This window comes from Arthrobacter sp. StoSoilB20, assembly GCF_019977295.1.
Classification (GTDB): Bacteria; Actinomycetota; Actinomycetes; order Actinomycetales; family Micrococcaceae; genus Arthrobacter; species Arthrobacter nicotinovorans_A.
Map to the genome: position 1 here is coordinate 821,960 of NZ_AP024651.1, position 14,135 is coordinate 836,094.

Genomic DNA, 14,135 nt, shown 5'->3' on the forward strand with positions numbered 1-14,135 from the left:
ACGTACACTCTGCGAATGATTTTGTCCGGAACGATGTCATATCCGAAGAGTGTGCAGAAAAGCCGTTTCGTGACGAAGCGGAGAGCACAATTCGTTGCTAAAGACAGTGTATAAATCGCGTCACGTCTTGCCGTCTACCCCCACTCAATACATATGGGCAGGATTATTAACGGGTTGGGGGCGCCTTAGATGGCACGAAGGTCACAAACGGGCAGCCAGATGGATGTCGACGTCGACAGCGACGGACACCTCATCGGGTTGGTCCGTGCTGGCGAGTTGTCCGCATTCGACGGGCTTTATGAGCGCCATATTTCCATTGCCTCCACGGTAGCCAAGCGCAACGTTGACAATCCCAGTGATGCCGAGGACGTTGTTGCGGAGGCATTCCAAGCCGTGCTTCAAAGCCTGGTGGCCGGCAAGGGGCCGGATACCTTTTTCCGGGCCTACTTGCTCTCCACCGTGACCAGGCTGTCGCACCAAAGGAATCGAAAGGCCGGCAGGGTCCTCCCAAGCAGCGACGAATCCGTCCTGGACCAAATGTTGCCAAACTCCGATTCCGCAGTCAGCGCCTTTGAATCACACACAGTGGCAAAAGCCTTCCGGGCCCTGCCGGAACGGTGGCAGGCCGTGCTGTGGTACCTGGACGTTGAGCGCATGAAGCCAGCGGCGGTCGCACCGATTCTTGGGCTCTCCGCCAACGCAGTTTCCGCACTGGCACTTCGCGCGCGTGAGGGGTTGAGGCGGCACTACCTCCAGTTCCACATTGCCGACCAGCCTGATGACGGCTGCGCCGCATTCGTCACCAAGCTGGGAAACTTCCTCCGGGGCGGGCTCTCCACAGCGACGGAGCGCAAAGTCCGCGAACACTTGAATGGTTGCTCCAAGTGCACAGCAGCCCTTGCGGAGCTCAAGGACGTTGAGAACAGCATGAGGGTGGTCCTTCTTCCCCTGGTGACGGGCATACCGGCTGCTGCCTGGGCCGTCCATGGGGGCGGACTCGGCGTCCTCGGGGGAATGGCGCCAACAAAAGCGGTGTTTGCCGTTCCTGCCTTGGCCAAACCCGCCGTCATGGCCATCATTGCTGCGGCGGGCGTGGGGCTGGCGCTGGGAGCCGTGGGCATAGTGGATCAACTGATCCCTGATGCCTATATGGAAGAGCGTGCCGTCGAAACAGGCGCCCCGGCACTGGAGAAGGACCCGGTGCCGGCTACCCCATCGCCGTCCACAACCAGCACATCGGAGCCAGCCCCTTCGGCCTTGGTTCCGCCTCCGCCGCTCGAAACCATGGCACCAGTGCCGCAACCGGAGCCGCCAACGGAGCCAGTCGCGCCGCTTGTTCCGGATCCGCTGCCGACGCCCACGTCCACTCCAACCACGCCGGCGCCCACACCCTCGGAGGTGCCGTCGGCGCCTGGACCGGCGAAGGTTTCCGGTACTGCCAGGCGCACTGATGAAGGCTACTTCCGCGGTGTGGCCATGGAAATAGACTTCAAGGCCTCAGGCTCCGGGCCGCTTGGGGCGGGCACGGCGGTCTTTTCCGTCGGCAGGGACTCGCGGATCGTGGAGGATTCCATCAAAGCACCGGGCGGATGGTCCTGTTCCATGGCGGGCGGCACTGAAGTCACATGCACAACGGATTCAGTCCAGCGCAGCGATCTGCACTTCCATGTCACTGTGCAATCCAGGCGCCATCAGACCGACGGTGTACTGACGTACTCCCTGAGCGGGAGCGGGCTGGCCAAGGGGGAGTTTGACTACCGCTACTAATCGGGTTGGGCGTGCGGCGTCACGAATTTTCTTCCCTACCCACTACTTCTACGGCGGTCTTCGGAGATTGAAACCGTGCTGATTCGATATGCGTTATGGGGGCACTATGGAGGCAACGTTGTTCGCCGTTGCTGGATTGTTGGGGATTCTGGTGGCTGGCTGGGCTTTGATTCCGCCCGGCCGGAGCTGGTTTGTGCGGAAGTTCAGTTCACCGCATCGGCTTCGTTGGACGCTGGCCGGGCTGGGCATTCTGCTGCTGGCGGCGCTGGCGGGGTGTGCCGTCGGACGGCCGCATCCTTCCTGGCTGAACACGGTAGTTGTGGTTGCAGGCACAGCTTTGATCTTTGCGTGCCTGGTTGCACCGGCGTTCCGGATTCCTTCCAGAATGGCATTCCAACCCCGAAGGGTCCTCGCCATCGGCGCGCATCCTGATGATCTGGAATTGGCCTGTGGAGCCACGATCGCCAAGCTATCCGATGCCGGCCATGACGTCAGAACCATGGTGATGAGCACTGGGAGCAAGGGCGGAGACAGCAGTATCCGGGTGATTGAGGCTGCTGCAGGCTCGGACTTCATGGGGGCAACGGCAGTTCACGTCCATCAATTCCAGGACACCAACTTGTCAGAGCACGGGCAGGAGATGGTGAAAGCGATCGAGAAAGCAATCGAGGACTTCCATCCCGACGTCGTCATCACGCATTCCCGCCATGATTACCACCAGGATCATCAGGCGGTCCACAGCGCCACCATGCGCGCGGCACGGCGGCACTCCTCGATCCTGTGTTTTGAGAGCCCCTCATCTACCAGGCAGTTTGATCCCAGCGTTTTTGTAGACATCGCCGGATATGTGGATGTGAAAATCCATGCTGTCGGCATGCACCGGAATCAAAAGGGCAAGCCGTACATGAGCGCCGAAAGGGTCCGCAGTCTGGCGGCCTTCCGGGGTTCACAGGTGAAGACGGCGTATGCAGAAGGTTTCGAACCTGTTCGATTGCTCGGCTCAGCCGTAGGGGAGTTCTAATGGTGCGCGTGCTGGTTACGGGTGTTGGCGGGCCGGCAGGCTTCTCGCTGGCACGTCAATTGATGGACCTCGGACACTGGGTTCTGGGTGTCGATATGAAGCGGTTTCCCGCGTCGACGGCGGACGCCTTGTCCGTGGTGTCTCCCTCAAGCGCGCCCGGCTACTTGTGGGAACTCCGCGGGCTCGTCGCTGCCCACGGAATAGACCTGGTAGTGCCGACGGTCAGCGACGAACTGGTGATGGTGGCGGACGCCAGGGATGGTTTCGCCCCGGGAGTAGAGGTCCTGATTGCAGACCCGGAACCCGTGCGGATCGCGAACGACAAGTACCTCACTATGAAGTGCCTGGCCAACGCCAATGTGGCTGTTCCGGATTTCGCATTGCCCGGGGATTTCAGTTCCATTAACGAGGCAATGGCCCGCCTTGGGGGGTCCTTGGTGGTGAAGCCCAGGGTGTCGAGGGGTGGCCGCGGAGTCCAGCTGCTGGAAAGGACTGCCGACGGCGCAAGGAAAGCCGCTGAGGCGTGGTCCTTTCTGGATGATTCCTGGATAGTGCAGCGGTTTGCGCCGGGTACAGAGTACGCGCCCGTGGTTTTTCGGCCCTGGCAAGACTCCGGGCAGGAAGAGCTCGTGGGTGTGCTGGAGAAGGTGGAGCTCAAACAGGGGCGGATTGGAAATGCGCTATCGGTCAAAAGAGTGGATGGGCAAGAGACCGCCGACGTCGCAGGCTTGGCGCAAGAGGCATCCGCCGCGCTGGGCTTGGTGGGTCCGGTCGATGTTGACATTCGCCGCATGTGGGACGGAACGCCTGTAGTTCTGGAGGTCAACGCCAGGTTTGGCGCCAACAGTGCCTACGTTCCGGAACTCCTGGAGCGGGTCCTGAGGAGTTTCGCCCGGAGCACACTGCCTGGGCGGGCTGTGTGACATTGCTTGACGTGGCCTTGATGTTCGTCCAATGTGGCGGCTTGCTGATCCTAAGCTTCGGAGTGGTCAAGATCGCCTACGTTCCGCTTGCCCTGTATTTCAATTGGTTCCACCGCGCCAAGCCTCCAAAGCATCGCTACTCTGTCCTCAGCCAGCGGCCCTTGGTGTCTGTGATCGTCCCCGGTTATAACGAGGCCGTGGTTATCACCAAATGTGTGGAGTCGATCCTGGCGAGCCGATACCTGCGGCTTGAGGTCATTCTGGTGGATGACGGTTCCACCGACTCCACCGCAGAGATCATGATGGGCCTGTCGCAGCAGTACGACAGAGTGCGCTTTTTGTCGCAGGCGAACGCGGGGAAGGGCGCCGCGCTCAACCATGGAATCGCCGCAGCGCACGGCGACATCCTGATGTTCGTTGACGCCGACGGGATCTTTGCTCCGGACACCCTGATGAACATGTTGGAAGGTTTTGACCATCCAAAGGTTGGTGCGGTGTGCGGTGACGACCGGCCCGTTAATCTTGATCGTATCCAAACCATGATGCTTGCTGTCCTGAGCCATGTTGGAACGGGCCTTGTCCGCAGGGCACTTTCATTGCTGCACTGCCTCCCGATAGTCTCCGGGAACATCGGCGCCTTCCGGAGTGACCTGGTCCGGCAGTTGGGCGGATTCCACGAGGACACCTTGGGCGAGGATCTTGAACTGACGTGGAGGGTCTACAAGGCAGGCTTCCGTGTTCGATTCCAACCCAATGCGTTGGTCTACGCTGAGTCACCTTCCACCATGGGCGGACTTTGGCGTCAGCGCGTTCGCTGGTCGCGCGGGCTGTTGCAAACACTGCGAATGCATGCGGGCATGCTCGGGCGGCGCCGTTACGGGCTGTTTGGCATGTTTCTTGTCTTCAACGCCATCACGATGGTGGTAATCCCGGTTCTGCAGTTGGCCATCCTGGCTGTCCTGCCCTTCCTGTATATCGCCGGGGTGGGTCCGGTGCCAGGGCAGGTGTTCGCGATTCTTGGTTGGCTGGGACTCTTCGTGTCCTTGTCACTGGTCTGTTTCTCCATCGGCCTCAACCGTTCCTGGCGGGATCTGCGTTTCCTGTGGACCCTCCCTTTGTGGCCCTTCTATTCAGTCTTTGTGGGGATGGCCCTGACCAGCGCCATCGTCAAGGAAATAAGGGGCAGCCCGGCCAAGTGGAACAAATTGCAGCGGACCGGCGTCGTCAGCGTGATAGCGGCAGAGGCTAAAATCCGGGAAGGGGTGAGCGCTTGAAACGCGGATCGGCTACCGGGTTAACGGGAGCACTATTGGCCTCGAGCCTGGTGCTGGCCGGGTGTGCCGGCCAACCAGTTGCGGTACCAGGGGATCGCATGGTCAACCTGGGCTTTGAGGACGTGGTGAACAGTGAGCCCGGCTACCTTGGCAAACTCTCAGAACGTTTGGACTCAGTCAGTGCCACGGCGGTATCCATCTCCGTTGGACGCACCGACTGGACGGCCTTCCCGTGGCCCGGGCACGCAGGTTCGGAGTCCAGTGAGGTCTCCCAATCAGGACGGGACTTTGTGGCGGAGTCCATCACGGCGCTTGAGACCGCGAACGACGGAAGCAAGCGCGATGTCGTCCTGACCATCGACGCCCTTTTGGGCCGCGCGCTGAAGGACGACCCCGCCATCGCGGGGCGCAGTGTTGACGGGACGGCTTCCGATTCCTTTGCGAGCGTTAACTCGTTGAGGCACGGAGAAGCCGGAACACGACTGGCTTCCCTGGCTGCTGCTGTCGCCATGAAGTACACGCCCACGGCGGTGAACATCACTGAGCTCATGTTCGACGACTTCACGTTTGGCCGCGACGACCTCGAGGACTTCAAAGCCACCACCGGCTCCACGGATTGGCCCCGGAACGGTGACGGATCCATCGATGCGTCAGACCCGCGTATCAACACCTGGCGCAGCGAAGCCATGGGGGACATCGTGCGCAAGGTGAGTGCCGCCGTCGAACCTCACGGCGTCAAGGTGGAGATGGACGTGCGCTCGCCGCGCGATTCACCGTCCGGGGACCGGGCGGACAGCGGACATGACTACGATCTCCTGCTCACGGAGGCGGACCGGCTTCACGTGTGGGAGTACGTGGGGCTCAACAGCGAACGGTCACCAAAGACCAGGGAATTAGCTGAATCAATGAACCGCCGTGCGGGCTCCCGCATGTCGTTGTCGGTGGGACTTTGGTCCAATGAGGGCCGGATATCGGCGCGGGTGTTCGGTACAGCTTTGCGGGAGGCGGCGCTCGGCGGGGCCACTTCGGTGTCTGTGACTCCGGCCAGCCTCATGGAGGACCAGCACTGGGAGGAACTGAGGAAGGCCTGGACCAGGGAGGTGCGGGCTGTTGAGCCGATTCCCCGGGGAGTACGCTGACCGCATGGGGATGGATGCAGTGGTCGCAATCCTGGTCAGCAGTGCCCTGATACTTGGCTCGATTTGGGCCGGCACACGGCTTGTCCAACGAGGAGTTCCAACGAAGGGTGCAACAGGAACGTTGGGAAGTGTCCTGTCCATGATTGAACCTGCAACCGGTGCGCCCACAAGGGTGGAGGCTGCTGCTGCGATTGAAGAGATGCGCCAGCGCCGGCACGAACAACTCTCCGCCGGGCCTGCTGCCGCGCACGAAGAGCTCATGAGCGGCAAGGTGGTTCTGCCGGACAGGACGGACCCCGCAGCGTGACGCCAAAATCTGAGACGCATTCCATGGGTGGAGTTCGGTGCGGGTAAGATCCCGTAGGAAACCCTAGTAATCCGGCTCACAGTATCCAGCGCAGTGTACGGGCCAAAACCAGATCCCGAAGGTATGCATCCATGGTTCACACTGCCCCGCAAGACACTGATCTCGCTGCCGAACTGCGAGCGGACGTGCGCCGCGTTTCCACCCTCCTGGGCGAATCGCTGGTCCGTCAGCACGGTCCCGAACTGCTCGACCTCGTAGAGCAGGTCCGTTTGCTGACCAAGGAATCCAAGGAAGCGGCGCGCGGCGGTGCCGATGCCACCGGGCCTTGGAGCGCGCACGACGTCGTCGCCCAGGTCCGTGAATTGCTCGCCTCCCTGCCGCTGGACCAGGCGACCGACCTTGTACGGGCCTTCGCCTTTTACTTCCACCTCACCAACGCAGCCGAACAGGTTCATCGCGTTCGCGGACTCCGCACCCGGCAGGAGAAGGATGGCTGGCTGGCGAAGGCTGTTTCTGAGATTGCCGGACAGGCTGGTCCACAGGTCCTGCAGGACGTGATCAATGAACTCGACGTCCGCCCCATATTCACGGCGCACCCCACCGAAGCTTCCCGCCGTTCCGTGCTGGACAAGGTCCGTAAGCTTTCGGATGTCCTGGCGGAGCCGACGACTGAGGGCACCTCCGCACGTCGTCGACAGGACCGGCAACTCGCCGAAATCATCGACCAGATGTGGCAGACAGATGAGCTGCGCCAGGTACGCCCGACGCCCGTGGACGAGGCGCGAAACGCCATCTATTACTTGAACAGCATTCTCACCGACGCCATGCCGGAGATGCTGACGGACTTGTCTGAGCTTCTGGCTGAGCACGGGGTCACACTTCCGGCAGCGGCTGCGCCATTGCGTTTCGGTTCATGGATTGGCGGAGACCGCGATGGCAACCCGAACGTCACGGCCGCTGTAACCCGCGAAATCCTGCAACTGCAGAACCAGAACGCCGTGCGCATCAGCATTGCCTTGATCGACGAACTCATTTCTGTGCTCTCCAACTCCACGGCACTCTTTGGCGCCGACCAGGTGCTGTTGGACTCCATCACGGAGGACCTCAAGAACCTGCCCGGGCTGGACAAGCGCATTCTTGAACTGAACGCGCAGGAACCGTACAGGCTCAAACTGACGTGCATCAAGGCCAAGCTCATCAACACCGGGCGCCGCGTTTCTGCCTCGACCTATCATGAGCCCGGCCGCGACTATGCCACCACGTCCGAGTTGCTGGCAGAGTTCGGGCTGCTCGAGGATTCGCTGCGCAACCATTCGGCCGCGCTGGTGGCCGACGGCGCGCTGGCCCGCGTTCGCCGGGCGCTCGCCGCCTTCGGCCTTCACTTGGCCACGCTGGACATCCGCGAACACGCCGATTACCACCATGATGCCGTGGGTCAGCTCGTGGACCGGCTCGGCACGGAAAAGCCCTATGGCGGCCTGAGCCGTGAGGAGCGCTTCGCGTTCCTGGGAGCTGAATTGGCTTCCCACCGCCCACTTTCGGGGCACCCCATTAAGCTTGAGGGCACCGCTGACGGCACCTACGACGTCTTCCGGAGCATCCGGCAAGCGCTCCACACGTATGGACCGGATGTTGTGGAGACTTACATCATCTCCATGACCCGTGGAGCCGATGACGTCCTGGCCGCAGCGGTTCTGGCCCGTGAGGCCGGCTTGATCGACCTCTTCGGCGCGAAACCGCACGCCAAGATCGGATTCGCCCCGCTGCTGGAAACCGTGGAGGAACTGCGCGCATCTGCGGAAATTGTGGACCAGCTGCTGTCCGATCCGTCGTACAGGGAACTCGTTCGCCTTCGCGGTGATGTCCAGGAAGTGATGTTGGGCTACTCCGATTCCAACAAGGAATCCGGCGTCATGACGAGTCAGTGGGAAATCCATAAGACCCAGCGCAAGCTGCGTGATGTGGCGGCCAAACACGGTGTGCGTGTCCGTCTGTTCCATGGCCGGGGTGGTTCCGTGGGCCGCGGTGGCGGACCGACCTACGACGCCATCATGGCCCAGCCGAATGGAGTCCTTGAAGGTGAGATCAAGTTCACCGAGCAGGGTGAGGTCATTTCGGATAAGTACTCCCTGCCGGAACTTGCCCGCGAAAATCTTGAACTTTCCCTGGCAGCTGTCATGCAGGGCTCGGCCCTGCACCGGACGCCCCGTACGTCCGAGGACGAGCGCGAGCGCTACGCGAATGTCATGGAAACCATCTCGGACTCAGCGTTCCACCGGTACCGGACCCTGATCGACGATCCCGATCTGCCCGCCTATTTCCTTGCTTCAACTCCGGTGGAGCAGTTGGGTTCGTTGAACATTGGGTCGCGACCGTCCAAGCGGCCGGATTCCGGCGCGGGACTGGGTGGTCTGCGTGCCATTCCTTGGGTCTTCGGCTGGACCCAGTCCCGGCAGATCGTTCCGGGCTGGTTCGGCGTGGGCTCCGGGCTGAAGGCCGCCCGGGAGGCAGGCAACACCGATCAGCTCATCGAAATGATGGACCGCTGGCACTTCTTCCGCTCAGTGATCTCGAATGTGGAGATGACGCTGGCCAAAACCGACATGGAGATCGCCGGACATTACGTGTCCTCTCTTGTGCCGGAAGAACTGCACCGCTTGTTCCACATGATCCGTGACGAGTATGAGCTCACCGTGGCCGAGATTGAGCGGCTGACCGGCGAGATTGAACTCCTCGATGCTCAACCGACGCTCAAGCGCTCGTTGGAAATCCGTGACCAATACCTGGACCCGATCAGCTACCTTCAGGTGGAATTGCTCCGCCGCGTACGTGAAGAGTCCGTGTCCGGGGCCGAAATCGATGAACGGCTCCAGCGCGCCATGCTCATTACCGTCAACGGCGTGGCCGCAGGCCTTCGCAACACCGGCTAGGCAACGCTCTCCCACATCCCCCGGGGTTCGGACGGATCCCTCTATCACCTGCTGACGGAGGGTTCGGCCCCGGGGTGGGGGATGTGACAGAGGGTTCGGCCCCGGGGTGGGGGATGTGACAGAGGGTTAGGGTGGTGGGATGCCGTCGTTCCAAACCAAATTGAAGATCACTGGCCTCAAACCGGGAAATGCGCCCGAATCAGTGATGGCCGCAGCTGTCGAAGCCCTGGAAACCCGCCACCACGTGGAGTCGAACCAGTTGGACATCGTGGGCGGCGTCCCCCAGATCAGCCTCCGCTTCACCGTGGGCGATCGTGATTACAGCGGTGAGAACGACGAAGCCCGGACGTCGGCAGCCATGATGCGTGACGCCGTCGAGCGTGTGGCCATTACAGGAAGTTTGTACGTCCTGCGCCGCAACCGCGGACGTTGGTCTCCGGTTTAGAAACGCCGGCGTTAGTCAGGCTGGGGCACGTCGCCGGGGTTGTCGGCGTCGAACGGTTCTTCCACGGGGGAGCGGCTCCCGCGACGCCGTGTGACGATCAGGCCAACCACTACGCCGATCACCAGCCCTACACCCACTCCGATCAGCGAACTCGCCCAAAAGGGAAGCCTGGTGGTGGACCCGGTGAAGTAGCCAAGGCCGACTTGCCATACGGCCCAGAGGACTGCGCCCAAGCCGGCGCAGAGGCTGAAACCGCGGACCGAAACGTTGGCGATGCCCGCGGCGGACGAGGTGGCGAGCCTGCCGCCGGGGATAAACCGCGCGCCGATGATGGCGCCGTAGGTGGACGATCGGCCGGCTTTGGCGATGGCCTCGTGAATTCCGCGGTGGACACGCCGACCCCATGACCATCGGTCCAGGACGTGGCTGATGCGCCGCTTGAACAACGCATAGACCGCCATGTCCCCGAGCCAGGATGCGAAGGCGGCGAGCACCAGGATCAGCCAGAAGTTGGCGTGGCCGTCGGCGGCGAGTGCGCCTCCGGTGATCACCACCATCTCTGAGGGAATGGGCGGGAAGAAGGCGTCGCCCAGCACCATGGGAACGATCCACAGGTAGATAGCGGATCCCCATGTAGCCGGGGCGGTGATGTCCATGGGCACAAGGTACCGCACTTGCCGCTCCTGCCGCTTCGGCGGGAGACTGGCGCCATGGAAATCGAAGTCCTGCAAGGAGACATCACCACCCGCACGGTGGATGCGATCGTCAACGCCGCCAATTCCTCATTGTTCGGTGGAGGGGGAGTGGACGGCGCGATTCACAGGGCCGCGGGCCCGGAGCTCCTTGCCGCGTGCCGCGAGCTACGACGCACGGAGTTGCCGGACGGGCTGCCGGTGGGTGCCGCCGTCGCGACCCCCGGGTTCCTGCTTCCTGCCACGTGGGTGATCCATACCGTGGGCCCAAACCGGCACGCCGGACAGACGGACCCGGCGCTGCTCGCGTCCTGTTTCCACGAAAGCCTGAAGGTGGCGGCCGGCCTTGGTGCCCGTTCCATCGCCTTCCCCGCAATCAGCGCCGGTATCTACGGCTGGGACGCTCGTCAGGTCGCAGAGGTAGCGTTCGACGCCGTCAGGTCCTTTTCGTCGCCGTCTCCCTCAGGTGCGCCAGCGGACAGCCGGCTTGAGGTGGTGGAGTTTGTGCTGTTTTCGGAAGGAACGACGGCGGTCTTCCGGACCGTGTTTGACTCCTCACCCTGATCCGAGGACGTGCCGGCCTCGGAGTGGCGTTTGCGGCGCTTGACCACGTAGAACAGCACCGTGAAGAGGGCCAACGACGGCAGGCCAAAGACCAGCGTCATGTTGAAGGCCGAGGTGCCCAGCGTGCTGATGGCGATGGCGAGCATGAGTACGGCCCCGAGGATGGTGCCGCCGGGGTAGAAACGGGTCTTGTAGGAAAGTTCCGTGCCGCTGCGCTTCATGCTGCGGCGGAAGAACCAGTGGGTCACGAAGATCATGAACCAGGTAAACATTGCCCCGAACATGGAGATGGCCATCATCAAAGTGAAAGCCGTCTCGGGGAACATCGCGTAGACCACCGTGGCAATGGCGATTCCTGCCGTGGAGAGCACCAGGGCATTCACGGGGGCGCCGTTGGAACGAAGCTTGCCGAACACGGCCGGAGCGTCGCCGCTGCGGGAAAGGCTGAAGATCATGCGGGTGGAAATGTAGAGCTGGCTGTTCATGGCCGAGAGCGCGGCGATGATGACCACGAAGGTCAGCAGGCTGTCCGCGAAGGGGATGCCAAGGTTCTGCATGACGGTGACGAAGGGACTGCCGCCCGCCAGGATCTGGCTGACTGGCGCGATGGCGAGGATGAGCGCAAGCGTAACGATGTAGAACAAAAGCAACCGGGCGATGGTGGTGCGGAAGGCCTTCTTCACAGCTGTTGCGGGGTCTTTTGCTTCCCCGGCCGCGATGGCGATCATTTCGATGCTGAGGTAGCTGAAGATGGACACGATCACGGCGAACCAGGTGCCGGACAAGCCGTTGGGGAAGAAGCCCCCTTCGGCTGTGTAGTTCTGGAAACCCGTGCCTTCGGTGCGGGTGCCGAACACGATGTAAGCGCCCAGCACGATGAAGGCGATGATCGCGAAGACCTTGATGCTGGAGAACCAGTACTCCAGAGTTCCGAACACCTTGACGTTCATGGTGTTGACAGCGATCAGAACCGCGGAGAAAAAGATGACCCAGAGTAGTGAGGGCACGTTGGGGAACCAGAGCTTCATGTATTCACCTACGGCGGTAACCTCTGTTCCCACCGCCAGCACAATGCAGGACCAGTACATGTATTTGACCAGGAAGCCGGCCAGCGGGCTCACATAGTGCTCTGCGAACGCACCGAACGAGCCCGACGTCGGGTGGGCCACAGTCATCTCCGACAAACTGCCCATCAGGAGCAGGGCAATCAGCCCACCAATGGCATAGCTGATGATCACGCTGGGGCCGGCAAGGCCGATGGCGAACTTGCTCCCCAGGAAGAGTCCCGTGCCGATGGCACCGCCCAGGGCAATCATGGTCATCTGCCGGGATGTGAGCTGCCGTTTGAGCCCACCTTCACGTTCCTGGATCTTGTTGAAACTGCCCATCGCGACCTCCTCGTCGATTCTGCAAATCGGTTCAAGATAGAATCCAGCTCAGGTAGTTACCAAGGATTTCGAAGCATCACAAAATAATTGGAGAAGTGTTTGTGACGGATTCACCTATGGCCCGGACTCAGGGGTCTCTTCCGAACCGGGTTCGGCTCGACGAGACAGACCGGCTGATCCTCAAAGAACTCATGGCGGACGCCAGGATCCCCAATAATGTCCTTGCCTCGAAGGCAGGGATCGCCCCTTCAACGTGCCTCGGGCGGGTGCGGGCTTTGCGTGACGCCGGGATCATCCGCGGATTCCATGCTTCCGTGGACCTCGAGGCCCTGGGGCTCCTGGTGTACGCGTTGATTTCGGTACGGGTGAATTCCCAAGCGCGCAACAAAATGCTGGCCATTGGTCAGCGTTTGCGGGCATTGCCCAACGTCCAGAGCGTTTTCCTGTTGGCCGGAGACCAGGATTTCCTCATGCACGTAGCCTGCGGGACTCCCAAGGAACTCCGGGATTTCATCGCAGTGCATCTGGCCTCGGATCCGGCCATCGCAAACACTCAAACGAACCTGGTATTCGACCACCTGACGCCGGGGCAGTGACGCGGGCGGCCGTGACGCGGGAGGCAGTAACGCGGTCGCGCTGACGGCGGCGGCCGGTTCCTTAGCCGTGGGCTTCGCTGAGCTCCAACCGGCTGCGGTACTCCACGGGTTGCCTGGTGATTGGATCGACGAACCGGATGCCACGGGCCAGAAGCTGGAGCGGCTTGGTGTAATCGTCCGGAGCCTTGTCCAGCAGTTCAGGGTAGAAAGCATCGTTGATGATGCCCAGGCCCAACGATGCCATGTGGACCCGGAGCTGATGCGTTTTTCCGGTGTGTGGCTCCAGCCGGTACAGCGCGCGCTGGTGAGTGCCGGCGTCGAACGTTTTTGTCTGTTCGATGCGCGTTTCTGCGTTCGGTTCGCCGTCAATGACTTCGGCAAGCAGGTAGCTGCGCGACTTGGTCATGCGGTTGCGGACCACGGCGGGGAATTCGACGGCGGGATACCCTGCGGCGGGCGTCGCGGCGGACACGCACTCGTATTCCTTCTGGACCTGGCGCTTCTCGAAGAGGACCTGGTACTTTCCCCGGGTTTCGGGGTTGGTGGAGAGGAGCAGGAGTCCGGCGGTCATGCGGTCCAGGCGGTGCATGGGGATGAGGTCCGGGAGATCCAGCAGGTTCCGGAGGCGGACCAGGGCGGATTCCTGGATGTAGGTACCCCCGGGAGTGGTGGGCAGGAAATGCGGCTTGTCCACCACGAGGATGTGCTCGTCCTGGTGCAGGATGTTGATTTCAACCGGCAGCCGCGTCTCCGGCGGGAGGGTGCGGTAGTACCAAATGAAGGTGTGGTCCTCCAGCTTGGTGCTCCGGTCCAGCGGCACGCCGCCTTCGCCAACGATCTCGCCGGCGTCGAAACGGTCCTCGATGCCTTGGGGATCTATGTGTCCCCAGCGGTGCATCATGTAGTCCATGGCGGTGATCCACGGGCCCTCGTCCGGAAGGCGGAGGCGGGTGGCGTTCACGCCGTCGCGCACGGGGAGGGGGGATTGCATCACCGGACAATTCTACTGTGGCCGCGTTGCGTGGCCCGCTTTGCGTGCTTTGGCTGCGCTAAAGCGTGGAGAGCGGGCCTCACAACGCTAAGACCACC

At 61.9% G+C, this 14,135-nt stretch carries 12 protein-coding genes and 1 pseudogene; 10 read left to right on the forward strand and 3 right to left on the reverse strand.

The genetic code is table 11. The features are described from left to right. Positions 1 to 189: 189 nt before the first annotated feature. From LDN85_RS03895 to LDN85_RS03930, 8 genes are all read left to right on the forward strand, one after another. Complete coding sequence (locus LDN85_RS03895) at positions 190 to 1,767, forward strand: sigma-70 family RNA polymerase sigma factor (RefSeq protein ID WP_223944646.1); 1,578 nt, start codon at positions 190 to 192, stop codon at positions 1,765 to 1,767. A 106-nt stretch (positions 1,768 to 1,873) separates the two neighbouring features. Then, positions 1,874 to 2,788 (forward strand): PIG-L deacetylase family protein, encoded by a 915-nt coding sequence (locus LDN85_RS03900; protein WP_223944647.1) that lies wholly within the window; start codon positions 1,874 to 1,876, stop codon positions 2,786 to 2,788. Beyond that, positions 2,788 to 3,711 (forward strand): ATP-grasp domain-containing protein, encoded by a 924-nt coding sequence (locus LDN85_RS03905; protein ID WP_223944648.1) that lies wholly within the window; start codon positions 2,788 to 2,790, stop codon positions 3,709 to 3,711. Before LDN85_RS03900 ends, LDN85_RS03905 begins: the two co-directional genes overlap by 1 nt. Next, entirely contained in the window at positions 3,708 to 4,985 is a 1,278-nt protein-coding gene (locus LDN85_RS03910; protein WP_081733596.1) for a glycosyltransferase family 2 protein, read from the forward strand. Before LDN85_RS03905 ends, LDN85_RS03910 begins: the two co-directional genes overlap by 4 nt. A 98-nt stretch (positions 4,986 to 5,083) precedes the next feature. After that, the gene (locus tag LDN85_RS03915) at positions 5,084 to 6,124 is read left to right on the forward strand and encodes a hypothetical protein (RefSeq protein ID WP_223944649.1); all 1,041 of its coding nucleotides are present in this window, start codon (positions 5,084 to 5,086) and stop codon (positions 6,122 to 6,124) included. Between the two features lie 4 nt (positions 6,125 to 6,128). Then, the gene (locus tag LDN85_RS03920) at positions 6,129 to 6,431 is read left to right on the forward strand and encodes a hypothetical protein (RefSeq protein ID WP_223944650.1); all 303 of its coding nucleotides are present in this window, start codon (positions 6,129 to 6,131) and stop codon (positions 6,429 to 6,431) included. Positions 6,432 to 6,562: 131 nt separating this feature from the next. Next, positions 6,563 to 9,361: a phosphoenolpyruvate carboxylase gene (gene ppc / locus LDN85_RS03925; protein WP_026541901.1), complete on the forward strand. Its 2,799-nt coding sequence runs from the start codon at positions 6,563 to 6,565 to the stop codon at positions 9,359 to 9,361. Positions 9,362 to 9,500: 139 nt separating this feature from the next. Continuing rightward, the gene (locus LDN85_RS03930) at positions 9,501 to 9,806 is read left to right on the forward strand and encodes a hypothetical protein (protein WP_026541902.1); all 306 of its coding nucleotides are present in this window, start codon (positions 9,501 to 9,503) and stop codon (positions 9,804 to 9,806) included. Between the two features lie 11 nt (positions 9,807 to 9,817). Here the strand turns inward: LDN85_RS03930 and LDN85_RS03935 are convergent, their stop codons facing one another. Further along, complete coding sequence (locus LDN85_RS03935; RefSeq protein ID WP_091553052.1) at positions 9,818 to 10,462, reverse strand: VTT domain-containing protein; 645 nt, start codon at positions 10,460 to 10,462, stop codon at positions 9,818 to 9,820. A gap of 54 nt (positions 10,463 to 10,516) precedes the next feature. Here LDN85_RS03935 and LDN85_RS03940 point away from each other — a divergent pair, with 54 nt between their 5' ends. After that, a complete protein-coding gene (locus LDN85_RS03940; protein ID WP_155854623.1) occupies positions 10,517 to 11,062 on the forward strand; it encodes an O-acetyl-ADP-ribose deacetylase in 546 nt (181 codons plus the stop codon). 170 nt (positions 11,063 to 11,232) lie between these two features. Here LDN85_RS03940 and LDN85_RS03945 read toward each other — a convergent pair. Next, positions 11,233 to 12,450: pseudogene (locus tag LDN85_RS03945) on the reverse strand (amino acid permease); the annotation flags it as partial. Positions 12,451 to 12,566: 116 nt separating this feature from the next. Between LDN85_RS03945 and LDN85_RS03950 the strand changes: the two are divergent. Further along, positions 12,567 to 13,046 (forward strand): Lrp/AsnC family transcriptional regulator, encoded by a 480-nt coding sequence (locus tag LDN85_RS03950; protein ID WP_026541904.1) that lies wholly within the window; start codon positions 12,567 to 12,569, stop codon positions 13,044 to 13,046. A 61-nt stretch (positions 13,047 to 13,107) separates the two neighbouring features. Here the strand turns inward: LDN85_RS03950 and LDN85_RS03955 are convergent, their stop codons facing one another. Next, on the reverse strand, positions 13,108 to 14,037 hold the full coding sequence (locus tag LDN85_RS03955; protein WP_223945418.1) for an RluA family pseudouridine synthase: 930 nt from the start codon (positions 14,035 to 14,037) through the stop codon (positions 13,108 to 13,110). Between the last annotated feature and the right edge of the window lie 98 nt (positions 14,038 to 14,135).

Excerpts from the sequence above, each read along its gene's own strand:
- LDN85_RS03950 (WP_026541904.1), top strand. The coding sequence starts at position 12,567 with ATGGCCCGGACTCAGGGGTCTCTTCCGAACCGGGTTCGGCTCGACGAG.
- LDN85_RS03940 (WP_155854623.1), top strand. The coding sequence starts at position 10,517 with ATGGAAATCGAAGTCCTGCAAGGAGACATCACCACCCGCACGGTGGAT.
- LDN85_RS03905 (WP_223944648.1), top strand. The coding sequence starts at position 2,788 with ATGGTGCGCGTGCTGGTTACGGGTGTTGGCGGGCCGGCAGGCTTCTCG.
- LDN85_RS03915 (WP_223944649.1), top strand. The coding sequence starts at position 5,084 with ATGGTCAACCTGGGCTTTGAGGACGTGGTGAACAGTGAGCCCGGCTAC.
- LDN85_RS03955 (WP_223945418.1), bottom strand. The coding sequence starts at position 14,037 with ATGCAATCCCCCCTCCCCGTGCGCGACGGCGTGAACGCCACCCGCCTC.
- LDN85_RS03920 (WP_223944650.1), top strand. The coding sequence starts at position 6,129 with ATGGGGATGGATGCAGTGGTCGCAATCCTGGTCAGCAGTGCCCTGATA.
- LDN85_RS03900 (WP_223944647.1), top strand. The coding sequence starts at position 1,874 with ATGGAGGCAACGTTGTTCGCCGTTGCTGGATTGTTGGGGATTCTGGTG.
- ppc (WP_026541901.1), top strand. The coding sequence starts at position 6,563 with ATGGTTCACACTGCCCCGCAAGACACTGATCTCGCTGCCGAACTGCGA.
- LDN85_RS03895 (WP_223944646.1), top strand. The coding sequence starts at position 190 with ATGGCACGAAGGTCACAAACGGGCAGCCAGATGGATGTCGACGTCGAC.
- LDN85_RS03930 (WP_026541902.1), top strand. The coding sequence starts at position 9,501 with ATGCCGTCGTTCCAAACCAAATTGAAGATCACTGGCCTCAAACCGGGA.
- LDN85_RS03935 (WP_091553052.1), bottom strand. The coding sequence starts at position 10,462 with ATGGACATCACCGCCCCGGCTACATGGGGATCCGCTATCTACCTGTGG.